The 22,230-nt window shown below is 64.1% G+C and carries 22 protein-coding genes; 4 read left to right on the top strand and 18 right to left on the bottom strand.

Annotation, left to right across the window (positions count from 1 at the left end; translation table 11 throughout):
• The 7 genes from AKG11_RS16500 to AKG11_RS16470 all read right to left on the bottom strand — a co-directional run bounded on the left by AKG11_RS16500 (position 1) and on the right by AKG11_RS16470 (position 7,809).
• Positions 1-879, bottom strand: a complete 879-nt coding sequence (locus AKG11_RS16500; RefSeq protein WP_050744654.1) for a DMT family transporter — start codon at positions 877-879, stop codon at positions 1-3.
• A gap of 80 nt (positions 880-959) precedes the next feature.
• Positions 960-2,630: an amidohydrolase gene (locus tag AKG11_RS16495; protein ID WP_050744954.1), complete on the bottom strand. Its 1,671-nt coding sequence runs from the start codon at positions 2,628-2,630 to the stop codon at positions 960-962.
• Positions 2,631-2,650: 20 nt separating this feature from the next.
• A complete protein-coding gene (locus AKG11_RS16490; protein ID WP_050744653.1) occupies positions 2,651-3,832 on the bottom strand; it encodes a serine hydrolase domain-containing protein in 1,182 nt (393 codons plus the stop codon).
• A 77-nt stretch (positions 3,833-3,909) separates the two neighbouring features.
• Positions 3,910-4,944: an extracellular solute-binding protein gene (locus AKG11_RS16485; protein ID WP_037409688.1), complete on the bottom strand. Its 1,035-nt coding sequence runs from the start codon at positions 4,942-4,944 to the stop codon at positions 3,910-3,912.
• A gap of 42 nt (positions 4,945-4,986) precedes the next feature.
• Positions 4,987-5,790 carry an ABC transporter permease gene (locus AKG11_RS16480; protein ID WP_023514514.1) on the bottom strand — a complete coding sequence of 268 codons (804 nt, stop codon included), beginning with the start codon at positions 5,788-5,790 and terminating at the stop codon, positions 4,987-4,989.
• Positions 5,783-6,706, bottom strand: coding sequence for an ABC transporter permease (locus tag AKG11_RS16475; RefSeq protein ID WP_023514513.1), 924 nt, complete (start codon positions 6,704-6,706; stop codon positions 5,783-5,785). The genes AKG11_RS16480 and AKG11_RS16475 overlap by 8 nt, the downstream gene beginning before the upstream one ends.
• Positions 6,707-6,708: 2 nt before the next feature.
• Entirely contained in the window at positions 6,709-7,809 is a 1,101-nt protein-coding gene (locus AKG11_RS16470; RefSeq protein ID WP_050744652.1) for an ABC transporter ATP-binding protein, read from the bottom strand.
• A gap of 257 nt (positions 7,810-8,066) precedes the next feature.
• Between AKG11_RS16470 and AKG11_RS16465 the strand changes: the two genes are divergently transcribed.
• The 3 genes from AKG11_RS16465 (at position 8,067) to AKG11_RS16460 (ending at position 9,537) form a co-directional block, all read left to right on the top strand.
• Positions 8,067-8,753, top strand: a complete 687-nt coding sequence (locus AKG11_RS16465; RefSeq protein ID WP_050744651.1) for a GntR family transcriptional regulator — start codon at positions 8,067-8,069, stop codon at positions 8,751-8,753.
• A 119-nt stretch (positions 8,754-8,872) separates the two neighbouring features.
• Entirely contained in the window at positions 8,873-9,040 is a 168-nt protein-coding gene (locus AKG11_RS35135) for a hypothetical protein (RefSeq protein ID WP_088016452.1), read from the top strand.
• Positions 9,041-9,072: 32 nt separating this feature from the next.
• Entirely contained in the window at positions 9,073-9,537 is a 465-nt protein-coding gene (locus AKG11_RS16460; RefSeq protein ID WP_050744650.1) for a GFA family protein, read from the top strand.
• Positions 9,538-9,620: 83 nt separating this feature from the next.
• On the opposite strand, the gene AKG11_RS16455 is transcribed toward AKG11_RS16460, so the two are convergent.
• The 11 genes from AKG11_RS16455 to AKG11_RS16410 all read right to left on the bottom strand — a co-directional run bounded on the left by AKG11_RS16455 (position 9,621) and on the right by AKG11_RS16410 (position 20,973).
• Positions 9,621-11,279, bottom strand: a complete 1,659-nt coding sequence (locus tag AKG11_RS16455; protein WP_082342461.1) for an FMN-binding glutamate synthase family protein — start codon at positions 11,277-11,279, stop codon at positions 9,621-9,623.
• A 157-nt stretch (positions 11,280-11,436) separates the two neighbouring features.
• Positions 11,437-11,646, bottom strand: coding sequence for a hypothetical protein (locus AKG11_RS16450; RefSeq protein ID WP_023514507.1), 210 nt, complete (start codon positions 11,644-11,646; stop codon positions 11,437-11,439).
• A 214-nt stretch (positions 11,647-11,860) separates the two neighbouring features.
• On the bottom strand, positions 11,861-12,397 hold the full coding sequence (locus tag AKG11_RS16445; protein ID WP_023514506.1) for an NUDIX hydrolase: 537 nt from the start codon (positions 12,395-12,397) through the stop codon (positions 11,861-11,863).
• The gene (locus AKG11_RS34580) at positions 12,397-12,567 is read right to left on the bottom strand and encodes a hypothetical protein (protein WP_023514505.1); all 171 of its coding nucleotides are present in this window, start codon (positions 12,565-12,567) and stop codon (positions 12,397-12,399) included. Before AKG11_RS34580 ends, AKG11_RS16445 begins: the two co-directional genes overlap by 1 nt.
• Positions 12,568-12,884: 317 nt before the next feature.
• The gene (locus AKG11_RS16440; protein ID WP_037409682.1) at positions 12,885-13,871 is read right to left on the bottom strand and encodes an ABC transporter ATP-binding protein; all 987 of its coding nucleotides are present in this window, start codon (positions 13,869-13,871) and stop codon (positions 12,885-12,887) included.
• An 8-nt stretch (positions 13,872-13,879) separates the two neighbouring features.
• Positions 13,880-14,839 carry an ABC transporter ATP-binding protein gene (locus AKG11_RS16435; RefSeq protein WP_050744649.1) on the bottom strand — a complete coding sequence of 320 codons (960 nt, stop codon included), beginning with the start codon at positions 14,837-14,839 and terminating at the stop codon, positions 13,880-13,882.
• Positions 14,836-15,807, bottom strand: a complete 972-nt coding sequence (locus AKG11_RS16430) for an ABC transporter permease (protein WP_050744648.1) — start codon at positions 15,805-15,807, stop codon at positions 14,836-14,838. Before AKG11_RS16430 ends, AKG11_RS16435 begins: the two co-directional genes overlap by 4 nt.
• On the bottom strand, positions 15,807-16,823 hold the full coding sequence (locus tag AKG11_RS16425; RefSeq protein ID WP_023514501.1) for an ABC transporter permease: 1,017 nt from the start codon (positions 16,821-16,823) through the stop codon (positions 15,807-15,809). Before AKG11_RS16425 ends, AKG11_RS16430 begins: the two co-directional genes overlap by 1 nt.
• 21 nt (positions 16,824-16,844) lie before the next feature.
• Complete coding sequence (locus tag AKG11_RS16420) at positions 16,845-18,506, bottom strand: ABC transporter substrate-binding protein (protein ID WP_050744647.1); 1,662 nt, start codon at positions 18,504-18,506, stop codon at positions 16,845-16,847.
• A gap of 25 nt (positions 18,507-18,531) precedes the next feature.
• On the bottom strand, positions 18,532-19,437 hold the full coding sequence (locus AKG11_RS16415) for a proline iminopeptidase-family hydrolase (RefSeq protein ID WP_050744646.1): 906 nt from the start codon (positions 19,435-19,437) through the stop codon (positions 18,532-18,534).
• Positions 19,438-19,458: 21 nt separating this feature from the next.
• Positions 19,459-20,973, bottom strand: a complete 1,515-nt coding sequence (locus tag AKG11_RS16410; protein ID WP_050744645.1) for a leucyl aminopeptidase — start codon at positions 20,971-20,973, stop codon at positions 19,459-19,461.
• A gap of 259 nt (positions 20,974-21,232) precedes the next feature.
• On the opposite strand from AKG11_RS16410, the gene AKG11_RS16405 reads away from it, so the two are divergent.
• A complete protein-coding gene (locus AKG11_RS16405) occupies positions 21,233-22,135 on the top strand; it encodes a LysR family transcriptional regulator (RefSeq protein WP_023514497.1) in 903 nt (300 codons plus the stop codon).
• The last annotated feature ends 95 nt before the right edge of the window (positions 22,136-22,230 follow it).

Genomic DNA, 22,230 nt, shown 5'->3' with positions numbered 1-22,230 from the left:
CTAAAGGCTGATCAGAGCCGTTCCGGCGACCGCCAGCGCCGCGCCCAGCCATGCCAGCGGCGGCGGCACGGCGCCGGTACGGGCCCAGATCATGGGCAGGATCACGACCGGCGTCATCGAAGACAGCGTCGAGACGATGCCGACGCTGCCATGTGCCAAGGCGGCCATCAGCAGCGACATGCCCAGGCCCACACCGAAGAAAGCAGAGCCGACCGCAAGGCTCAGCGACCTTTTTCCGATCTGCGCCGCCGGCTTTACCGCCGGATGCGGAACCGCCATGAGAAGCAGGAAGAACAGGGCCGCAATCCCGGAGCGCACGGCCATTGCCGTGAAGGGTTCGGCCCCGGCCGCCATCGCGGGACGAGCAGCAAGGCTTCCGAGCGCCTGGCCAAGCGCCGTAACGACGCCCAGTACGATACCGAGCCACGAGACCCGCTCGGTTCCTTTGGATTTCGCCGTACCCCGAGCACCGATCGCGAGCAAGATCCCCAGGAGAACGCAAGCGATACCGGCTCCTTGCTGGCCGTCTATCGTTTCCCCGAGGAAAAGGTAACCGAACAGGACGGCAAAGGGTGCGGTGAGCGAGAAGAGCAAGGCCGTGGTGCGAGGGCCGGCGGTATAGATCGCCGCGAAATAGGTCGTGCTCGCGATGATGATGCCGAAAAGGCTGGAAACGGCAAGAAAACCGAGCTGCCAGAGCCCTATCGTGCGCCAGCCATCGACGGCGAGGGATACAGCGGCCGTCATGAAAAAGGCGGTGCCCATCTGCAGGCGCGCGAGATCGAGAAGCGGTAGGCGGCCGCGCAATTCGCCAACGAGCATGCTGCTCATCGCAATGCAGATGGCGGCGCAAAGGGCAAGGATTTCGGCGAGATACATAGAAAGACCGGACGAATGATCGCCCGGCCTATCGCACAGATTTCCCCTAGCGGATAGAGCCTTTCACGGCCGCCCTCCGCTCAGGCCTGAAAGGTGATGCGGCCGTCGCAAATCGTCGTGACAGGGCGGATCGCGGCGAGCTTCCCGTGCTCGGCCGCCTCGACATTGTCCGAGAGCACGACGACATCCGCGAGATAGCCCGCCTTCAGCATGCCCTTGCGGTCTTCCATGAACTCGACCCAGGCGCCATTCTTCGTATAGGCGGCCAGCGTCTCGGCCAGCGAGAGCCGTTCGTCCTTCAGGCCCTCCTTCCAGAGACCACGCGTCATGGCGCATTCGATGCAGTTCATCGGGTCGAGCGGGGAAACCGGCCAATCCGTGGCGAAGACGATCTCCGCCCCGGCATCGACCAGCGTGCGCCAGGCGAAAGCATAGGGCCAGCGGTCTTCGCCGATGTAGGAGAGGTAGGGCTCGACCGGCAGGCCGGCGCTGCCCGGCGGATGGGTCGGCTGCATCGAGGCGACGGTGCCGAGTTCCTTGAAACGTCCGATATCGTCGGGATGCACGACCTCGATATGTTCGATGCGGTTGCGGCTGTCGCGCTTGCCGTTCGCCTTGATGGCGGCCTCGTAGCCATCAAGCACCATGCGCACGGCGCCGTCGCCGATGGCGTGAACCGCCACCGGCAGGCCCAGCTTGTCGGCGGCAATCGCGATGCTGTCGAAGTGTTCCTGCGAGAACAGCGGGTCGCCCTTCCAGCCAGGCTGGTGTGCATAGTCGTCGATGAAGACGGCGGTGCCCGATTCCGTCACGCCGTCCATGAAGAGCTTGACGAAATCGCAGCGCAGGCGATCGTTGTTGAAGCGGTCACGCCACACGGCCGCCTTCGTCTCGAGATCCGAGAGCGGCATGAAATTCTTCATGTGGAAGGGCATGCGCACGCGCACCGGCAGACCCACCGTACGCTCGATCTCGTCGAGCATTTCAAGCTGGTAGAGGCTGCCGTCCATGTTCTGCAGCGAGGTAATGCCGAGCGAAGCCACATAGGCAAGGCCCCGCTTGATGACCTCGATATCGCCGGCACGCTCTTCCGCCGTCACATGCTCCGGGTCGCCGCCGGTGCCGACACCGAGCATTTCGCGCCCGCCGGTCTCGCCGAAGGCGGAAATGGGGCGGATGGCGTTGCTCTCGCGCAGTTCACCGATCGCGAGACCATCGTCGGCCATGACGATCTCGTTGCCGACGCCGACATCCCGCCCCTCCAGGATGCCGCCCATCCTGAGCGCCGTCGTATTGGCCCAGGCGGTGTGGTGGTCGGGCGCGACGATCAGGAGCGCGCGGTCGGGCAGGATCCGGTCGAGATGATGCCGCGTCATGCGCTCGTCGTCAGAGAGGATCGTGTAGTCCGCCTGCTGCGCGATGAGGAGCTGGCGCTCCGGATAGTCGGCGGCATAGCCTTTCACGGCCTTTTCGAGGGCGTCAAATCCCTTGACGCCGGCCAGCGACAATTCGGTGAGTTCGGCCGAACCGCCGAAAATGTGCATGTGCGCTTCGTTGAAGCCGGGCAGGACAGTCCCGCCCTTGGCGTCGATCACATGGGTGTCGGGCCCCGAAAAGGCATCGATCTCCGCTTCGGAGCCGACGGCCAGGATGCGGTTTCCGGCAATGGCGACCGCATTCGCCCGCGGGTTCGCCGCGTCCATGGTCAGCACCCGCGCATTGCGGATGATAAAGCTCGCTTCCGTCTGCATGGCGTATCCTTGAAATGCGTTCAGATTGCCCGGCGGCAAAGCGCCCGGAAGAACGTGAAATTGTCCTGGTTCTCCTCGTCGCCCAGCGGCTCCGGCTGGGAGGAGAGCTTGACGATGACGGTCTCGGTGCTCGGATCGACATAGAGCCACTGGCCGTGGATACCGATCGCGCAGAAGGCACCATCGGCTTCACCCGACTGGTACCACTGGCTGCGGTAGCGCCCGTTCGGCAGGTCGACATTGCGGCCCTGCTGCCAGGCCTCCCGGTCGCCGTTCTCCTGCATGTCGCGGATCCAGCCTTCCGGCACGATCTGCCGGCCGTTGCGCACGCCGTGGTTCCGCAGCAGTTCACCAAGACGGGCAAGGTCGCGCGCCGTCATGGAAACGCCGCCCGCGGTGCGCGGCGTGCCGATCGCGTCCACCGTGATGTTGGCATTGCCCTTGGCACCCATCGGCTTCCAGAGAAGATCGGAGGTGAGGTCGGCAAAACGAGCGCCGGTGACGCGCTCGATGACGACGCCGAGGAGATCGGCATTCGGCGAGGCATAGTAGAACGGCCCGCCATGCGGCCGCTCGGCCTTCTCGAGGGTTACGAGGAAGGAGGCGAGCGTTTCCGGCGCAATGTTCGGCTCCGGCGGGTTCCAGAGCATGGCGCGGCGATAGCGCGCGAAGGCGCCGTGCGGGTCGAGATAGGCTTCCTCGAAATCCAGGCTGACGCGCATGTCGAGCACGTCGCGATAGGTGCAGTCGCCATAGACGCTGCCCTTGGCCTCCGGCAGGTAATCCGTCACCGGCCGGTCGGGATCGATCAGTCCGTCCGCCTCCAGGATGCCGGAGACGACGGCCGTCAGCGACTTCGAGATGGAGAAGACAAGGTGCGGCGCATCCGGATCGGCATGCGGTGCGTAATATTCCGCGACGATCTCGCCCCGGCGCATCATTACGAAGGCGTCTGTATGGGCGAAGTCGAGGAAGGCGCGGGCGCTCGCGGCACCGGCTAGGCCTGTCTCCATCGCCGCATCGAGAAAGGCGTCGCTGGGAAGCGGCGCTTCGGCGGCCGGCACCTCTGCCGCAATCACCGCCGTCGGCACGAGATCGCGGACATTCTGGAAGGTCCAGCGGCTATAGGGGGCAGTGCGCCAGTTGGCGAGTGTAACATCCGCACGGGCAAAGCCGTGCTCGTCCTTGAACGTCTTGATCATGACATATCCAACCGAAGCGCGGGAAGGCGCAAAGCCTTCCCGCGTCCAGCTGTCCTCGGTTTTCGCGGCCTTGCCGCTTACTTCTGCAGTTCGGTCCAGATCTTCGTGTAGAGCTGCTGCACATCCGGTTCGCAGCTTGCAAGGAATTGGCCTGCAGGCTCGAATTCAGCCGGCACGACCAGTTCCGGTGCATTCTGCATTTCCGCCGGCAGGAACTTTTCGGAACCCTTGATGCCGTTGGAATACTTGGCGAAGGCGGAGATCAGGGCCGCGTTTTCCGGATCCATGATGAAGTTCATGAACAGCTTGGCATTCTCGGTGTTCTTCGCATCCTTCAGCAGCGCGACGCTGTCCATGAAGTAGGGGAAACCTTCCTTCGGGTAACCGAACTTGATGTCGGCGTTCTTCAGGCGCGAGCGCATGATGGCACCGTTCCAGTAGTAGACGGCGGCATAGTCGCCGGCCGGCAGCTTCTCGGTCACGCTGTAGTCCATGGCGAGCCATTTCGTCTTCGCCTCGACGAGCTTGTCGCGGACCTTGCGCAGCACGTCCTTGTCCATCGTGCACCATTCGCCGCCGAAGTACTTGATGGTGGCGAAGAGCACGTCGTTCATTTCCGGCGCGACGTTGATCTTGCCGGCAAGTTCCGCCGGCGGATCCAGGAAGATCGCCGAGGTGTTGATGTCGCCCTTGTAGACGGAAGCGTTGACGCCAATGCCGGTCAGGCCCCACTGCCACGGAACGGTGTAGTGACGGCCCGGATCCCACGGCACGTCGACCCAGCGCGTATCGACATTCTTGAAGTTCTCCATCTGGTCCGGACGGGCTTCCTGCAGCAGGCCTTCCTTGACCCAGATCTGCACGTAGTTCGCCGACGGTACGACGATGTCGAAGCCGTGGCCGCCGGCGCGGACCTTGGCAAGTGCCGTGTCGTTCGAATCATAGTCCGTGACCGTCACTTTGACGTCGAACTTCGCCTCGAACTTCTTGATCAGCTCCGGGTTGGTATAGTCACCCCAGTTGTAGATATTGAGCTCGCCCGCTGCCGAGGCGGCACCTGCCGTCGCCAGCATGGCAATGGCCGCCGTCGCGGTCGTCGTCATCCATTTCATTTTCATTCTCTGTTCCTCTCTGTCGTTTGTTCGTCGAGATGATTACTGTTTTTTTCGGTTGATGAAGAAGAAGATCACGACGAGTGCCGTCGAAAGCGCCAGGAAGACCGTGGCGATGGCATTGATCTCGGGTGTCGTCTCGCGCCGGAGCTGTCCCAGCATGTAGGTCGGCAGGGTATCCTGACCACCGGATTTCACGAATTCCGTGATGACGACGTCATCCAGGGAGATGACGAAGGACAACATGAAGCCAGCGATGACCGCCGGGCGCAGCAGCGGCAGGGTCACATGCCGGAAGGTCTGCCAGCGCGAGGCATAAAGGTCGGCCGCCGCCCGCTCCAGCGTCAGGTCCATGCTCTCCAGCCGGGCACGGATGGGCAGGTAGGCGAAGGGAATGCAGAAGGCGGTATGTGCGACGATCAGGTAACCGAGCCCCGAATAGCCGGTCCAGACCTTGATGCGCGAGAAGACGATGAGCAGCGCCACGGCTGTCACGATCTCCGGTACCATCAGCGGCTGGTTGATGAGCGCATACTTGAAGGTGAGGCCGCGATAGGGCGTCGTGCGCGTCGTCGCGAGAGCCGCCATGGTGGCGGCGATCGTGGCAAGGAGAGCGGCCCAGACCGCGATGATCAGCGAGCGGATGGCCGCGTCCTGAACGGCCGCGTTCTGCCAGGCGGCGACGAACCAGCGTGCCGAGAAACCATCCCAGCGCGACAGGGATTCCGCCCCGTTGAAGGAGTAGATGACCAGCGCGGCGATCGGCAGGTAAAGCGCGAAGAAGGTGAAGAGGGTGATGAGCCCGAAACCAGGCTGCGAGCGGATGTCGAAATGCGATTTAAACATGGCTCGAACCTCCCCGCGAGGCATTGCGCACGTAGAAGATCAGCGCAACCATCACCAGCGCCATCAGGGTGATAGACATGGCGGCGCCGAGCGGCCAGTTGCGGCCCGATCCGAACTGCATCTCGATGAGGTTGCCGAGCATCATGTTCTTGCCGCCGCCGAGCACGCGCGGAATGACGTAGGCACCGAGCGAGGGAATGAAGACGAGGATGGAGCCGGCGATGATGCCGGGCTTCACCAGCGGGATCACGATGCCGCGCAGGACCTGCAGGCGGCTCGCATAGAGATCGTAGCCCGCCTCCACCAGCCGGAAATCGAGCTTCTCGATCGAGGCATAGAGCGGCAGCACCATGAGCGGCAGGTAGACATAGGTCATGCCGAGCAGGTTGGCGGTGTCCGTGTACATGATCTGCAGGGGGGAATCGATCACGCCGAGCCAGATCAGGGCGTTGTTGAGCAGACCTTCGTTGCGAATGACCTGCTGCATGGCGAAAGTGCGGATCAGAAGGTTGGTCCAGAACGGGATCGTCACCAGGAAGACCCAGATCTCACGGGTATGCGCCGGGCGCGTCGCGATGAAGTAAGCGGTCGGAAAGCCGAGGATCAGGGTGAGGAGCGTCGTGAAGAACGACAGCTGGAGCGAGCGCCAGATGATCGACAGATGCGCATCCGCAAGCCCGAGCGTATCGTCGAATATGTCGCGCTGGAAGAAGACCGAGACCCAGCCGTCGAGCGAGAACTCCCCGAACTTGACATCACCATAGTCGCCCTTCGCCATGAAGGAGTAGAGCAGCATCACGAGCAGCGGGCCGACGGCCGCAAAGAAGATGATGAGCAGGGCCGGCGTGCTGAGCAGCCAGCGGGAGCGGATGTCCTTTTTCTGCGCCGCGAGAGCGGCCTGCTGTGCGCCGCTCATCGTCAATCCCTCAAGATCTGGGCGACGTCGTCGCTGAGGCTGATGCCGACCACCTCGTCCTTCGAAAAGCCGCAGGACCCGCTGCGGGCATTCTGCTGGCGCACGGTGAAGGTCGTGCCGTCCTCGAGGCGAATGTGGAAATGCGTGTCCGTGCCGAGATAGACGATTTCGTGGATGGTGCCGCGCAACACCGAAGACGGCGAGGGGGCTGCGACCTGGGCATGTTCGGGACGGACGACAACCGTCACCTTGCCGCCGGGCGTCAGGTCGGCCGGGAAGGTCGCCGGGATCTCCGCGCCGGAGGAGAGCCGCACGCGGGCCCGGTCGCCGGAAACCGCAACGACCTCGGCCGAAAGGAAATTCGTCTCGCCGATGAAGTCGGCCACGAAACGTTCGGCCGGACGGTCGTAGATATCCCAGGGCGAGCCCACCTGGCGCACCGTGCCCGTCGACATGACGGCGATGCGATCGGACATGGTGAGCGCTTCCTCCTGGTCATGCGTGACGAAGACGAAGGTAATGCCGGTTTCGGTCTGGAGGCGCTTCAGCTCCATCTGCATGGACTTGCGCAGTTTCAGGTCGAGCGCGGAAAGCGGCTCGTCGAGCAGCAGCACCTTCGGTTGCGGCGCGAGAGCCCGGGCGAGCGCCACGCGCTGCTGCTGGCCGCCGGAAAGCTGGGTGACCGGATTGTCGCCTCGCCCATCCAGATGGACAAGCTTCAGCATGTCCTTGACGACGCTGTCGATTTCCGAGCGAGGCTTGCCCAGCATCTTGAGGCCGAAACCGATGTTCTCGGCCACCGTCAGGTGCGGGAAGAGGGCATAGTTCTGGAAGACCGTGTTGACGGGCCGCTGGTTCGGCAGAAGGCTGGAAATATCCACGCCATCGAGCAGGACCTGTCCTTCGGTCGGCAGCTCGAAGCCGGCGATCATACGCAGGAGCGTGGTCTTGCCGCAGCCGGAAGGGCCGAGAAGGGTGAAGAATTCATTCGACCGGATATCCAGCGTCACATTGTCGACGGCCTGGAAATTGCCGAACCATTTCTTGATGCCATGCATGCCGATGGCACCGCCATGGGCCGCGGTCGTTCGGGTCTCAGTCATCGGTTCCCCGTTTATCGTCCGGCCGCCCGAGCGTGCTCCGCCCAAAGCGCCGGCTGTCCTCTGTCCGACCGCTGATCGCGGTTCTTATGTGATAGGCTTATCTTGCTTATGATCACAACAAATCATAATTTGATCAAATCTGTAAAGGGTGATTTTGAGCTTTGCGATTTTATCCGCCTTGCGTGCAAGGGTCGCAGAATTCAGCCCAGAGACGATAAGCCGGCAGAGGCCGGGTCGACAGAGGGGAGGGTTTCCGCATGCTGGTTGCTGCCGGTCGCGAAGCGTCCGAATCCGCCAAGCAATGGGTCTACCGCGTGCTGCGGCGGGCCGTCATGACGGGCCAGTTCGAGCCGGGCGATCCGGTGACGATCAACGGCTTGGCCGAATCCCTCGGCGTCAGCGCCATGCCGGTGCGCGAGGCGCTGCACAGGCTGGTTGCCGACGGCGCGCTGGAACTGCTCGATAATCGCCGCGTCCGCGTGCCGGACATCGATCCGCAGCGCTTCGAAGAGGTGCTGGAGGCCCGCATCGCGCTCGAAACCCGCGCCGCCGAACGCGCCATGCCCTTCATCGACGAGGCCCGACTCGCGCGCCTGCGCGCCTTCGACCAGCAGGCCGACGAGGCACTGGCACGGCGCGATTTCGGCCGCCTCGTGGAGGCGAATTTCGATTTCCACCGCTGCCTCTACGAGGCCCGGCCGGGCACGGTGATGCTGCCGCTGATCGAATCCCTCTGGCTGCGCCTTGCGCCCTTCATGCGCCGGGCGGGCGAAACCCTTTCCGCCACCTACCAGATCGACCGCCACGCCGAAGCGCTCGCCGCCATCGTCGCGCGCAATCCCGACGCGCTCAAGGCGGCCATCGCCGCCGACATCCGCGACGGCACGGGCCATCTCGGGCAGATGCATTTCGAACAGATGGGCGCCGCGCGGAGGGCGAGTTGACGGCACCGGGTTTCCCTCGACAACCCGACCGGTATTCTTCTTTGGTGAGCGCTTGCAGAAAGGGGCAGATCGCCGGTAAAGCTCTCGGCGACTGCCAAGCCCGCGCACCGGAGGATGCCATGAACGACAACAATGTTCTGAAATTCGAACGCCGGAAGCCGCAGCAGGAAAACAAGAAGACACCGAAGGCGCCGCAACCGAAAAAGGGCCTCATCTGGATAGCCGTTCTCGCGGTGATCGTCCTTGTCTGGGCCTATTACCAATTCATCGCGCCACAGACACTGTAAGCGGGCGGGACCGATCGTCGAAGGAGGCCCCAATGGCGCAAGGAGAAAATCCCCTCGACAAGGATATCGACACCATCGGCGGCGCCTGCCACTGCGGCTCCGTCCGCTTCCGGGTTCGCCTTGCAAATGGGCTGCACAGCGCGCGCCGTTGCTCCTGTTCCTATTGCCGCATGCGCGGCGCCATCGCGGTTTCCGCCAATCTCTCCGACATCGCCATCGAGGAGGGCGAGGAGCTGCTTACGCTCTACCAGTTCAACACGAAGACAGCAAAACACTATTTCTGCGCACGCTGCGGCATCTATACCCACCACCAGCGCCGCTCCAACCCTGAGCAATACGGCGTCAACGTCGCCTGCCTCGAGGGCATCAGCCCCTTCGATTTTTCCGAAGTTCCAGTCAACGATGGCGTCTCGCATCCGTCCGACAGGCCAGCCGGAAGCGGCCCAAGCCTTGCGGGCGTGTTGCGGTTCATTCCGGCTGATGAGTCCGAGCCCTAAGAGACCGGCAAACGATCACATAAGCTTAATTATGGAACGCGAATACCAGGCAGCGCCCCGGCGCATCCGGGGCGCTGTAACCGTCAAGCGGCCTTGCGCTTGCGGAACGGCCCGTGGGGGATTTCCGGCGGGGCGAAGCTTTCGGCGCTGGCACGGTCCCAGCGGTCGTGCCAGTCGGCCAGTTCCGGTATTTCCGAGCCGGAGACGAGAAAGCCCTCGGGCAGATAGGGATAGGCCTCGTTGCCGTCGAGGAACTCGTTGTCCTTCTGCCGGAACATGAAGTGGTAAGGCATGAAATCGCTCGGATCGCCAAGGCCGGCGGCACCGGCGATCTCGCCCAGCGCATGCATGGTATTGCGATGGAACCGCGCGACGCGGTCGCTCTTGTCGCCAAGATCGATCGCGCGCTGACGCACGGGGTCCTGGGTGGCGATGCCGACCGGACAGCGATTGGTGTGACAGGACTGCGCCTGGATGCAGCCGATGGCAAACATGAAGCCGCGCGCGGCGTTGCACCAGTCCGCGCCAAGGGCCAGCGTGCGGGCAATGTCGAAGGCGGAGACGATCTTGCCCGCCGCGCCGATGCGGACCTGGTTGCGGATGCCTGCGCCGCGCAGCGTGTTGTGCACGAAGGTCAACCCCTCGAGCATCGGCATCCCGACGCGGTTTGCGAACTCCACCGGGGCGGCGCCCGTTCCGCCCTCCGCACCGTCGACCACGATGAAATCGGGAACGATGCCCGTTTGAAGCATGGCCTTGACCATGCTCATGAACTCACGGCGATGACCGATGCACAGCTTGAAGCCGACGGGCTTTCCGCCGGAGAGCTCACGCAGCTGCCCGACGAACCGCATCAGGCCGATCGGGGTCGAGAATGTGCTGTGCGCAGCCGGTGAAATGCAGTCGATACCCATCGGAATGCCACGGGCCTCCGCGATTTCCGGCGAGATCTTCGAGGCCGGCAGCATGCCGCCATGGCCAGGCTTTGCCCCCTGGCTCAGCTTGATCTCGATCATCTTGATCTGGGGATCGGCAGAAAGCTGGGCGAATTTTTCAGGCGAGAAGCGGCCATCCTCGCCGCGGCAGCCGAAATAGCCGGATGCGACCTGATAGATCAGATCGCCCCCGCCCTGCCGGTGATAGCGGCTGATGCTGCCCTCCCCCGTATCATGCGCGAAGCCGCCCTTGCGCGCGCCGGTGTTGAGGGCGAGGATGGCATTGCCCGAGAGCGAACCGAAGCTCATGGCCGAGATGTTGTAGAGGCTGGCTTCATAGGGCTGCCGGCAGGCCGGCCCACCGACGCGTACGCGGAAGTCCGTATCCGCAATGGCGACCGGCGTCGCGGAATGGGTGAGCCAGGCATAGCCGGAACCGTAGACATTCTCGATCGTGCCGAACGGCCGCTTGTCCTCCACCCCCTTGGCGCGCTGATAGACGAGACCGCGGTCCTGCCGGTTGAACGGGACTGCGTCATTGTCGCTTTCGATGATGTACTGGCGGATTTCCGGCCGGATGCTCTCCAGCAGGAAGCGCAGATGCCCGACCACCGGATAGTTGCGCAGGATCGCGTGCCTGTGCTGGCGCAGATCGTGAATGCCGAGAAGGAACAACGCACCGCAGGCCGCGGCGACGAGGAACAGCCAGCCGCTATAGAGCAGCGCGCCGCCGAGGGAGGCGAATGCAGCCACCCCGACAAGGAAGAACACTGCATAACGCTGGTTGGAAACGAGGGCCTTTACCATATGTCTGGTCCGAAAATCGCTGGTATCGTGGGGAGATCGATGTGATCGGGGCGTTCGAGGAAGAGATGCGGCGAACGACGCCACCATGCCGGTACCACATCTTTGTGTCAGCAGATGTTTACCGGACGGTAAAGGCAATCGTTCGCCGCGCCTCACGTCACTTGAAGCCTGCGCCCGCCAGCTTCTCTGTCAGCACAGCGCGATCCTCGATGGATTGCAGGCGCACCGTCAGGGCCGTGCTCTTCACCGGAACCTGCGGCGGCAGGGAGAAAGCGATGCCCGGCAGGTTTTCCGCCGCCCACTGCCTGAAACGGGGCAGCTTGTTCGGACCGCTGATGGGGAAGGTGTGACTATATCGAAAGCTCATATCTGGCTCTTTCTGAACAGGGGCAAGGCGGCGGCACGACGACGCGTCCGGCCTTGCTCCGCAGGTTTTCTTCTTGGGTCGGAAAGCGAAATCCTGGCGCCGCGCTTGCATTTGCAGTTCGCAGCGCCAGGCTCTCAGCAGTCGGCGCCGATCCTGCGGAAAGGGCGTGAGGAACCACGGCGGCGGGCGAGACGGAGCGAAACCATCGGCTCCCTCACCGTTCGCCGGTCTGCGGCTCACCGGGCGGGTACGTCCACCCGGCAAGTGGACCGAGCGACCGCAGCGCTTCCGAGGAGGCGTCGAGCGACCGCACGAAGGCGGCAAGCTCCGTGTCGTCGAGACGTTCGGCCGCCGCGGTGAGGGAAAACCAGCGCCGCTGCCTTTGCCCCTTCTCGCGCCAATGGCTCAGCGTGCCGCGCACCTTCATACCGAACACCGTGACGCGGCAGGAAACCTCCGAGCCGTCATCCAGTGCCTTCCAGTAGCGATAGGAGGTCACAGGCGAAGGAGAGATATCGCCGATGATGCCAGCCTCCTCAAAGGCCTCACGGGAGGCCGCGGCCGCCGCCGATCGCCCTTTCATCGGCCATCCCTTGGGCACGATCCACCGCCCACGCCGGCGCGAAGTGATGAGCAACATCTTCGGCTCGCCATCGCGCCGCAGGCGCCAGGGGAGCACCCCGACCTGCTGCAGTTCATCGCAGTGACCGGCCTCGGGGGCGGGAACGCTGGTGCGTGTCTTGCCTCTCATCATGCCCTCCCCTCGCCGCGCAGGAAGAAGACCGTCGCGCCGGGCCCGTGGCGGGCGCCGCAGGCAGAGCGGACGAGAATGGGCGCCTTGCACCAGGGGCAACGGCTGGCTGCGCGCGGCAGGCGCCGGTCGCAGGTGAGGCAGGTTTTCAGGGAATGAGACGTGGACATGGAAACGCTCCATCGGAACGCCACAAGGGCGAGACGACATGAACCGCACTGTTGGATTGTGGGGTTCCCGGAGCGGCGGGATTTGCGGCGGCGTTACAGGATCAAGACAGCCGGCTCCGGGTCAGGGAGCGCGCTTGATCGCGAAACCTCGAAATTCTGGCGGGCGTTTCCATAGTCATAGCCTGCACTTGGCCGTTCAATGCGGCAAATTCAAGAGGGTGCGTCCTTCTGCAGCATGCCACGGCGCACGACAGCAACGCCGACAACGAAGCATCACGATGCTGGACAGAACAGAAAAAACCCGTCCTGCCCAAGCCTCACAGCGTCGGAAAATGGCAGGCCACCTTACGGCCATTGCCATGCGCCTGCGCCTCGGGTCGCTCCGTCCGGCAGCGGTCCTTCGCGATCGGACAGCGTGGATGGAAGCGGCAGCCGGAGGGTGGGTTGAGCGGACTTGGCACGTCGCCGGTAAGGAGGATGCGCCTGCGCGCGCCGCTTGGCGTCGTCTCGACGATCGGAACCGCCGAGATCAGCGCCTGGCTGTAGGGGTGGGCCGGCGCAGAGAAGACCTCCTCGGCAGGTCCCTCCTCGACGACGGACCCCAGATACATGACCGCGATGCGGGTCGAGACCTGGCGCACCACCGAGAGGTCATGGGCAATGAAGATATAGGTGAGGCCAAGCTTTTCCTGGAGATCGGCAAGCAGGTTGACGATCTGCGCCTGTACCGAGACGTCGAGTGCGGAAACAGGTTCATCCAGCACGACGAGATCGGGATTGAGGGCGATGGCGCGTGCGATACCGACACGCTGGCGCTGGCCGCCGGAGAATTCGTGCGGATAGCGCCCGACATGGTCCGGCAGGAGGCCGACGATGTCGAAAAGTTCGGCAACCCGCTTGTCGATCTCGCTAGAGGAGAGTTTCGTGTGGATACGCAGCGGCTCGGCGACGAGATCGCCGACGCGCCGGCGCGGGTTCAGCGAGGCGGACGGATCCTGGAAAACCATCTGCAGGCGGCGGCGCAGCGGGCGCAGCTCCCGCAGCGACCGGGCGGTGATGTCCTCGCCCTCGAACAGGAGCTTGCCGTCGGAGACCTCGTAAAGCCGCACCAGGCAGCGCGCCAATGTGGACTTGCCGCATCCCGACTCCCCGACAAGGCCGAGCGTCTCCCCGCGCCGGACCGTCAGCGAGACGTTGTCGACCGCGTGTACCGTCCGTCGTCCCTCCGCGGAAAACCGCGTGCCGATCGAAAAGCGCTTTCCGAGCGCGCGGGTTTCGAGGATCGGCTGTTCGGTGTCTGTCATTGCAGTGCTCATGCTTGCACCTCCCGGAGGCACGCCGCCGCGTGTAGGCCGGCTGGAAGGACAGGTTTCTTGGTGAGGCAGGGCTCGTAGCGCAGCGGACAGCGCGGGCCGAAGGCGCAGCCCTGCGGCAGGCGCAGCAGCGAGGGCGGTGAGCCGGGAATGGCCGGCAGGCGGTGGGGCTTCTCGCCGGTCAGCGGCGGAATCGAGCCGAGCAGGGCTCGCGTATAGGGGTGGCGCGGATCGGAGAACAACGCAGCACGGTTGCCGCGCTCCACCACCCGGCCGGCATACATCACCATCACCCGGTCGGCGAGCTCGGAGACCACGCCCATGTCATGCGTGATGAAGACGACGGCGGAGTTGTGGGTGGCCCGCAGCTTGCGCACAAGATCAAGAATGCCGGCCTGCACGGTGACGTCGAGCGCCGTGGTCGGCTCGTCGGCGACGAGCAGGGCCGGATTGCAGGAGAGCGCCATGGCGATCACCGCGCGCTGGCGCATCCCGCCGGAAAGCTGGTGCGGATAGCGCGACATCGCTTCGCGCGGATTGGGGAAGTTCACCTCGGCAAGCAGCGCCTCCACCCGCTCCAGCGCCTTTGCCTTGCTGATCGCCTCGTGGGCGCGGATCTGCTCGGCAATCTGCCAGCCGATCGTATAGACCGGCGTCAGAGCGGTCATCGGATCCTGGAAGATCATGGCGATCTCCCGGCCGCGCAGGCGCCGGAGTTCTCGCGCCGGCAGGCCGACAAGCTCGCGGCCCTTGTAGCGGATGGAGCCCTCGATCGTGGCGTTGGGATCGGTGATGAGCCCCATCACCGCCAGAAGCGAGACGGTTTTGCCCGAACCCGATTCGCCGACGACGCCGAGAATCTCGCCCTCGTCGAGATCGAAGGAAACGCCGTCGATGGCCCGCACCAGGCCGTCTTCGGTGCGGAACGACACCCTGAGGTCGCGTACGGAAAGCATCATGACGTCCTCACGCGGGGATCGAGAAGGATATAGACGAAATCGACCACCGCATTGGCGATGACCACGAACATCGAGGCATACATCACCGTCGCCATGATCATCGGCAGGTCGAGATTCTGCATCGCGTCATAGGTGAGCTTGCCAATGCCGTTGAGGCCGAAGACCACTTCGGTGAGAAGCGCCGAACCGCCGACCAGCGCGCCGAAATCGAGGCCGAACAGGGTGACGAAGGAGATCAGCGATGTCCGCAGCCCGTGGCGCAGCAGGATGCGCGTCTCCGACAGACCCTTGGCCCGGGCGGTGCGGACGAAATCCTCCTGCATGGATTCGATGATCGCCGCGCGCAGCACGCGCCCGTAGATACCGATATAGAGCACGGCGAGCGTGATCCACGGAATGACGAGGGTGAGGAACCAGCCCTTCGGATCGCTCGTCAGCGGCTTGTAGCCGAGCGGCGGCACCCAGGAGAACAGCCAGGTATCGTGATAGCGGCTCTGGGTGATGAGGTTCATCACCTCGCCCAGCCAGTACACCGGCATGGAGATGCCGATGAGACCGAGCGCCATCAGGAGCTTGTCGAGCCAGCTGTCGCGTGTCGCCGCGGCGATGATGCCGATGGCGACGGAGACGACCACCCAGAGGAAGGCCGCGCCGAAGACCAGCGACAGCGTGACGGGGATGGCGTCGAAGACGGCGGGAACGACCTTCCAGCCGCGGTTGACGAAGGAGGTAAGGTCGCCGGTGATGAAGATCTTCTGCATCATCAGGCCGTACTGCACGTAGAGCGGCCGGTCGAAACCGAAGGAATGGCGCACCGCTTCCAGCACCTCGGGTGAGGCATTACGGCCGGCAATGCGTGCAGCGGGATCGGAACCGGGCGTGGCGAAGAAGATCAGGAAGACGATGACCGAGATGCCGAACATCACGAACAGCATCTGACCGAAGCGGCGAAGGATGGCGTAGATCATCAGGTGCGCCCCAGCCGGACCTTCGAGCGCGGATCCAGCGCATCGCGCAGGCCGTCGCCGAAAACGTTGAGAACCATGACGGACAGGGCAATCGTAAGGCCCGGCGCAAGCGCCACGAGCGGGCGGGTATAGAGCAGCGCCTGCCCGTCCTGGATGATGGTGCCCCAGCTTGCCGCTGGCGGCTGCACGCCGATCGACAGGAACGAGAGCGCCGATTCCGTCAGCATGTTCAGCGCCATCATCAGCGGCACGAAGACGATGAGCGTGGTCGTGATGTTCGGCTGGATGTCGCGCAGCAGGATGCGCCAGCCGGGCACGCCGAGATTGATGGCGGCAAGCACGAATTCGCTGTTGCGCAGCGAAAGCACCTGGCCGCGGATGGGACGGGCCACATAGGGCACATAGACGATGCCGATGATGATGACCGGCAGCCACAGCGAGCCGGACTCAATGAGGATCGGCCCGATCGAGATGCCGGCGGTGATGGTCACGATGGAAAGAGAGATCGCCAGCAGATAGATCGGGAAGGCCCAGAGGATGTCGAGCAGGCGCGACAGGATCGTGTCGGTGACGCCACCGAAATAGCCGGCAACGAGCCCGGCTGCCGTTCCGACGATCAGCGTGAAGACCGTGGCGGCCGCCGCGATCATCAGCGAGTTGAGCCCGCCGTAGAGCAGGCGCGCCATGACGTCACGGCCCTGGCTGTCCGCGCCAAGGAAGTAGTTGCCGAGCTCCCAGGTGGGGCCGATCGGCGTATAGCCGAGCCCGAGCCCCTCCGTCGAGGCCTCCATGACCGGAACCTCGACGCCGTCGACCATGATGACGGCATCGAGCGTCGAGGTGAACGGATCCACGCCCGCCCAGCGCGCATAGAGCGGCGCGCTGAGACAGGAAAGGACGATGAGCAGAAACACCGTCAGGGACGCGATGGCGGCCCTGTTGCGCCTCAAACGCACGAAAGCGAGGGCCCAAGGCCCTCGCGTCCCGCGCTGCACGGCAACGACTTCATTCGACACGCAGCTTTCCTCCGCCGGGTCTTACTGTACCCAAGACTGGGTGATCATCCAGTCGAACTGGCGGTTGAACTTGAAGTTACCAACGCGCTTGCTGACGAAATCGAGCCGCTTCGGCGTGAAGAGACCGATGGCTGGCGCCTGGTCGGTGACCTCCTTGTCGATCTCGCTCCACAGCGCATCGGCGGCCGCCTGGTCGGTGACGCCGAGGTCCATCGCCTTCTGCATCTTGGCATCGATATCCTTGTTGCAGAAGCCCGCGATATTGATCGAGGCATCCGAGCCTTCGCGGAAGGAGGCGCAGCCGAACAGGATGTTCAGGAAGTTGGATGCCGCCGGGTAGTCCTTATACCACTGGCTCACCGACATCTGCACCTTGTTGTTGGTGTTCTGGATATAGGTGAACTGGATGTTGGCGGAGATCGGTTTGACGTCGGCAACGTAACCGATGCTGGTCAGGACGCTCTGCAGATAGACGCCGATGGAGCGCGAAACGGCCGTGTCCTCGACGATGACGGTGACCTTCTGGCCCTTGGTGCCCGACTCCTCGACAAGCTGCTTGGCCTTCTCGACATCAGGTGCCGACCACTTCGCGCCCGGATCCTTCGTGTAGGGGCAGTAGTCCACATGGCCGGGGAAGTCCGGCGGCAGGATCTGGCAGACCGGCGAAGCGAGGACCTTGCCGCCGAAGAGTTTTACCAACGTGTTGCGGTCGATCGCGAAGGAAACGGCCTGGCGGGCCTTCAGATTGTCGAAGGGAGCAAGGCGTGTGTTGAGCGGCGCGTACCACCAGGCCGAAAGCGGCGCGATGTGCAGCTGCTCCATATATTTGGTGCCGACTTCGGCAAGACGGTCGCTCGGCAGGGAATCGAACATCCAGTCGGCCTCGCCGTTCTGGATCGCCGTCACCGCCGCCTCCTCGGAAAGGCCGAAATCGTACTGCACCACGTCGGGATAACCGTCGGGCTGGGCGTCCTCGCTCCACTGCTTGAAGTGCGGGTTGCGCGTGACGGTCATGCCCTTGTTGGGGTCGAAGGCGGAGATCGTATAGGGACCGGTGCTCGGGATCGGCACGGAACCCATGTCCTCGGCGGGCGTATCCGCCGGCAACGTCACGGCATGCGGCAGGGCGAGCTTGTAGAGGAATTCGGCGTCCGGCTTCGTCAGGTTGATGGTGATCGTGCCGGCGGCTTCGTCCCCCACCACGCCGCCTTCCAGCGTGCAGCTCTTGGTGTCGGCAAGGCATTTGTCGGCGCCGACGATGCCTGCGTAGAAGGTGCCGGATGTCGGGCCGGAGACCTTGAAGATGCGCTGGAACGAGGCGACCACATCCTTCACGCCGACTTCCTGGCCGGTGGAGAACTTGATGCCCTTGCGCAGCTTGAAGGCGAAGGTCTTGCCGTCGTTGCTCACCTCCGGCAGCGCCTCGGCGAGATCGGCAACGACGGTGAAGCCGTCCATGCCCTCGGCCTTGCGGAAGGTGACGAGGCCGTCATAGATCGGCTGGTACATCTGCCAGCCCTGGGAGGTGTAGTTGATGTGCGGGTCGAGCGTACCGGCCGCCGAGCGGGCGAGCAGCCGCATGGTGCCACCGCGGTGTTCCTGAAGGTATTCGGCCTTGGCCGGGGCCAGCGATGCGCCGGCGATGAGTGCGACGGCCGATGCCGTCAGAAGCAGTTTCTTCATGTTCGATCCCCTTTTCTCTCTGTTTCTACCTGTCATGCTGATTGAGAAAATCTCCCACCACCCGCATGCAGTCGTCCTGTTCCTCGACATGCGGCATGTGGCTGGAATGCTCGAATATCTCCCACCGCGCACCCTTGATACCGTCCTTGAAGGGCTGCACGGTCGCAGGCGTGGCTTCGTCATGGCGCCCGGAGAGGATCAGCGTCGGCGTGTCGATGGCCGGCAGGCGGTCGATGATGCTCCAGGTCTTCAGCGTGCCGATGACGTGGAATTCGTTCGGCCCGTTCATCAGCGTGTAGACGGTCGGGTTGCGCGCGGCCTGCTCGAAGCTCGCCGTCACCTCCGGCGGGAACGGCACCACGCGACAGACATGCCGTTCGTAGAAGGCCATCGTTGCCGCCTGGTAATCAGGATGGTCCGTCGTGCCCGCCGCCTCGTGCCGCGTCAACGTGTCCTGCACGTCCGCAGGCAGGTCGGCGCGCAGCCGGTTCGCCTCCGCGACCCAGAGCGTCATGGAGGCGGGTGAATTGGCGATGGTCAGCGAGGCAAGTCCCTTCGGGCGCAGCACTGCGTATTCGGCGCCCAGCATGCCGCCCCAGCTCTGGCCGAGCACATGGAACCCACCCCGGATGCCGAGGTGGTCGACGAGGTTTTCCAGTTCGTCGATGAAGAGCTGCGGCGTCCAGAAGTCCGCGCCCTTCCCCGGCAGGAGGGTGGAGTTGCCGCATCCGAGTTGGTCGTAGTGGATGACGGCCCGGCCGTCACGGGCAAGCAGCTTGTAGGCGTCGACATAGTTGTGCGCAACGCCCGGCCCGCCGTGCAGGATCACCACTGGCAGCTTGTCGCCAGCGAGGTCACCGCTGATGCGATACCAGGTTTCGTACCCCCTGAACTGCGCCCGCCCCTCGGTGCTGTTGATCGTCGCCGACATTCCCATTCCTTTCCCGGACATTCAAGCGCCTTTCCGACTGGCCTGAACCCACTCTTCCAGCATCTGCACGCCAAAGGCCGTCGCCCCTTGCCGGCCGAGCGGCCGGTCCTCGCCCGCCAGTTCCTTGCCGGCGATGTCGAGATGCACCCAGGGGCGATCCTCGGTGAAATGGCGCAGGAAAGCCGCAGCATAGGGCGCGTCGCCATCTTCCATGTCCTTGGCGTGATGGCGCAGGTCCGCCAATGGCGATTTAAGACCCTCGTCATAGGCCCGGTCGAGCGGCATGCGCCAGAAACGCTCGCCGACCGTTTCGCCGGCAGCGATCATTTCGGCGGCAACCGTGTCGTCGGCGCTGAACAGGCCGGCAAAGATCGAGCCGAGGCCGCGCATCACCGAATAGGTCAGCGTCGCGAGATCGACGATGACGGAGGGCTCGAAACGCGTCGCCGTATAATAGAGACAGTCGGCGAGGATCAGGCGCCCCTCCGCGTCCGTGTCGAAGACTTCGACAGTCTGGCCGGAGAGAGTGGGAATGATCTCGCGCGGCTTTAGCGAATGGCCGGACGGGAGGTTTTCGGCAATGCCGAGCACACCGACGGCATGCACCGGGCTCTTCTGCCGGGCGAGCGACAGGAGCAGGCCGACGACCGCCGCCGCCCCGGCCATGTCGGCCTTCATGTCGAACATCTGCGCGCCGCCCTTGATGCAGAGCCCGCCGGAATCGAAACAGACGCCCTTGCCGACGAAGGCGAGCGGCTGGTCGCCCGAGCCTTCGCCGCGATAGCGCAGCACCGCGAGCCGCGGTGGCCGCACCGACCCCGCGCCGACCGCAAGCAGCGCGTCTGCGCCAAGTTCCTTCAGCGCGGCGGCATCGAGCACTTCGACGTCGATGCCGGCCTCGCGCAGCGGCTCCAGATGCGCGGCAAAACTGTCGGGATGCAGATGGTTCGGCGGCAGATTGACCAGCGTGCGGGCATATTCGACGCCATCAGCCACGGCATTGGCACGGACAAGCGCCGCATCCAGGGCAGCTTTCTGTGCGCCGACCAGCCGCAGCCGCCAGACAGTGTCAACCTCGGCCACCGGCTTCCTGTTGCGAAGGTCGAAACGGTAGCGCCGCAGCCGCAGCCCGAGGGCGATGCGCGCCAGGATCTCCGCCGCTGAAAGCGGCGCGCCGTCGATCCGGTCGAGGAGGATCGTCGCCTCGGCCTCGTCCTTCTCTTCCAGATGCGCGGCAAGCTTCCCGCCGGCTGCCGAAAGGGCAAGCGCCGTCAGGCTCTCCGCCTTGCCGAGGGACAGGACGATGACACGCCGCGTCGATACAGTGGGTGGCGGAACGAGATCGACGACGGCACCGCTTTCGCAAAGCGCCGGTTCAGCAGAACAGGCCCGCGAGAGAATGCCGCCCATGGCCGCATCCAGCACGGCTGCACGCGCGCCGAGTGCCTGCCCGGCTGCGTGCAGGATCACGATGACGGAGCTTTCGACGGATATATCGTCTGCCGCTTCGAAGACCGGTGCGGGCGATTGGGGCATCTGGGCGTACTTCCTGTTGCAGCGCCGGTGATCGCCGCAGCCGACACCGCCTGCCCGGGAACGGCTTGCTGCCGACCCGAACCATGACGGTTACGCCACAAGCCGACCACCGCTGAAGGCGAGATGGTGCCAGAGGCCGAATAACCGTTTCCCCATGGCGACTTAGGACCCTATCTCAAATCGGTACGGGTGAAGGTTCAAGCGTCAATTTCGTCCACATCGATTGACAAAAACTCAGGTGATAATCCATGCTGATTTTATGGCTTTACCCTCCCTCAACGGCATGCGCGCATTCGAGGCCGCCGCCCGCCTCGGCAGCATCAAGGATGCAGCGGAAGAACTGCATCTGACGCCCTCGGCCGTCAGCCGGCACATCCGCACGCTGGAAAAGACCCTTGGCCAGGACCTCTTCGAGCGCGGCTTCCGGCAGGTGACGCCGACCATGCGCGGGTCCTACTATGCGCGCAGCCTCTCGGAGGCCTTCGAGGCGATCTGGCGAGCGACGGAGGATGTCAGCTTCTACGACGAGCCGCGCGGCAGCAAGGCCCGGCGCGTCAAGCTGATGTGCGAGCCGACCTTCCTCAATCTCTGGCTGGCGGATCGCCTGCCGGTCTTCCGGCGCCAGCATCCGACCGTCGATCTCGAAATCTCCACCTCCGGCAAGCGGACCAATGTCGATTTCGCCATCGTCGACGAGTTCGTCTACAAGGCCGGCCCGGCCCTGACGATGATGGTGCCGCTGCTGCTGACGCCGGTCTGTGCACCCTCCGTGCTCGAAGGCCCGATCCCGCTGCGCTCACCCGCCGATCTGGTGCACCATCACCTGATCCACGAATGCGAGACCACGCGCTGGAAGCAATGGCTGGAGCGGGAGGGTATCGCCGATGCCCGTCCCCCGTCAGGCTCGACGCTGCATGACTGCACGCTGATCATGCGCGAGGCGATGAACGGCGCGGGCATCGCGCTCGCCGACACGATCATGGCGCAGGATCTCTTGCGCCAGGGCAAGCTGGTCGCCCCGTTCGCCGCCCGCCATGCCTATCCGGCCGGCTACTACCTGCAGCAACGGCGCAGCATCGGCAACAAACCCGGCACGCGCCTTTTCCAGGACTGGTTGTTGGCCGAGGTCGCGGAACACAAGCGCGCAATGGGCATCGAATAGAAACAACCGGGCGCCGGCCGGTCCTGTCACCATGACAAGAACGAGCGTTCTCAACGCCGCGGCGGCCCTCTATGAAACAGGCACCGCATCAGCTG

It is taken from the genome of Shinella sp. SUS2, assembly GCF_001262505.1.
GTDB lineage: Bacteria > Pseudomonadota > Alphaproteobacteria > Rhizobiales > Rhizobiaceae > Shinella.
This window is presented reverse-complemented; position numbering and strand designations above follow the sequence as displayed.

What these genes read in the sequence shown, in the direction of transcription:
- AKG11_RS16500 (WP_050744654.1), bottom strand. Translation starts at nt 879, where the DNA reads ATGTATCTCGCCGAAATCCTTGCCCTTTGCGCCGCCATCTGCATTGCG.
- AKG11_RS16495 (WP_050744954.1), bottom strand. Translation starts at nt 2,630, where the DNA reads ATGCAGACGGAAGCGAGCTTTATCATCCGCAATGCGCGGGTGCTGACC.
- AKG11_RS16490 (WP_050744653.1), bottom strand. Translation starts at nt 3,832, where the DNA reads ATGATCAAGACGTTCAAGGACGAGCACGGCTTTGCCCGTGCGGATGTT.
- AKG11_RS16485 (WP_037409688.1), bottom strand. Translation starts at nt 4,944, where the DNA reads ATGAAATGGATGACGACGACCGCGACGGCGGCCATTGCCATGCTGGCG.
- AKG11_RS16480 (WP_023514514.1), bottom strand. Translation starts at nt 5,790, where the DNA reads ATGTTTAAATCGCATTTCGACATCCGCTCGCAGCCTGGTTTCGGGCTC.
- AKG11_RS16475 (WP_023514513.1), bottom strand. Translation starts at nt 6,706, where the DNA reads ATGAGCGGCGCACAGCAGGCCGCTCTCGCGGCGCAGAAAAAGGACATC.
- AKG11_RS16470 (WP_050744652.1), bottom strand. Translation starts at nt 7,809, where the DNA reads ATGACTGAGACCCGAACGACCGCGGCCCATGGCGGTGCCATCGGCATG.
- AKG11_RS16465 (WP_050744651.1), top strand. Translation starts at nt 8,067, where the DNA reads ATGCTGGTTGCTGCCGGTCGCGAAGCGTCCGAATCCGCCAAGCAATGG.
- AKG11_RS35135 (WP_088016452.1), top strand. Translation starts at nt 8,873, where the DNA reads ATGAACGACAACAATGTTCTGAAATTCGAACGCCGGAAGCCGCAGCAG.
- AKG11_RS16460 (WP_050744650.1), top strand. Translation starts at nt 9,073, where the DNA reads ATGGCGCAAGGAGAAAATCCCCTCGACAAGGATATCGACACCATCGGC.
- AKG11_RS16455 (WP_082342461.1), bottom strand. Translation starts at nt 11,279, where the DNA reads ATGGTAAAGGCCCTCGTTTCCAACCAGCGTTATGCAGTGTTCTTCCTT.
- AKG11_RS16450 (WP_023514507.1), bottom strand. Translation starts at nt 11,646, where the DNA reads ATGAGCTTTCGATATAGTCACACCTTCCCCATCAGCGGTCCGAACAAG.
- AKG11_RS16445 (WP_023514506.1), bottom strand. Translation starts at nt 12,397, where the DNA reads ATGAGAGGCAAGACACGCACCAGCGTTCCCGCCCCCGAGGCCGGTCAC.
- AKG11_RS34580 (WP_023514505.1), bottom strand. Translation starts at nt 12,567, where the DNA reads ATGTCCACGTCTCATTCCCTGAAAACCTGCCTCACCTGCGACCGGCGC.
- AKG11_RS16440 (WP_037409682.1), bottom strand. Translation starts at nt 13,871, where the DNA reads ATGACAGACACCGAACAGCCGATCCTCGAAACCCGCGCGCTCGGAAAG.
- AKG11_RS16435 (WP_050744649.1), bottom strand. Translation starts at nt 14,839, where the DNA reads ATGATGCTTTCCGTACGCGACCTCAGGGTGTCGTTCCGCACCGAAGAC.
- AKG11_RS16430 (WP_050744648.1), bottom strand. Translation starts at nt 15,807, where the DNA reads ATGATCTACGCCATCCTTCGCCGCTTCGGTCAGATGCTGTTCGTGATG.
- AKG11_RS16420 (WP_050744647.1), bottom strand. Translation starts at nt 18,506, where the DNA reads ATGAAGAAACTGCTTCTGACGGCATCGGCCGTCGCACTCATCGCCGGC.
- AKG11_RS16415 (WP_050744646.1), bottom strand. Translation starts at nt 19,437, where the DNA reads ATGTCGGCGACGATCAACAGCACCGAGGGGCGGGCGCAGTTCAGGGGG.
- AKG11_RS16410 (WP_050744645.1), bottom strand. Translation starts at nt 20,973, where the DNA reads ATGCCCCAATCGCCCGCACCGGTCTTCGAAGCGGCAGACGATATATCC.
- AKG11_RS16405 (WP_023514497.1), top strand. Translation starts at nt 21,233, where the DNA reads ATGGCTTTACCCTCCCTCAACGGCATGCGCGCATTCGAGGCCGCCGCC.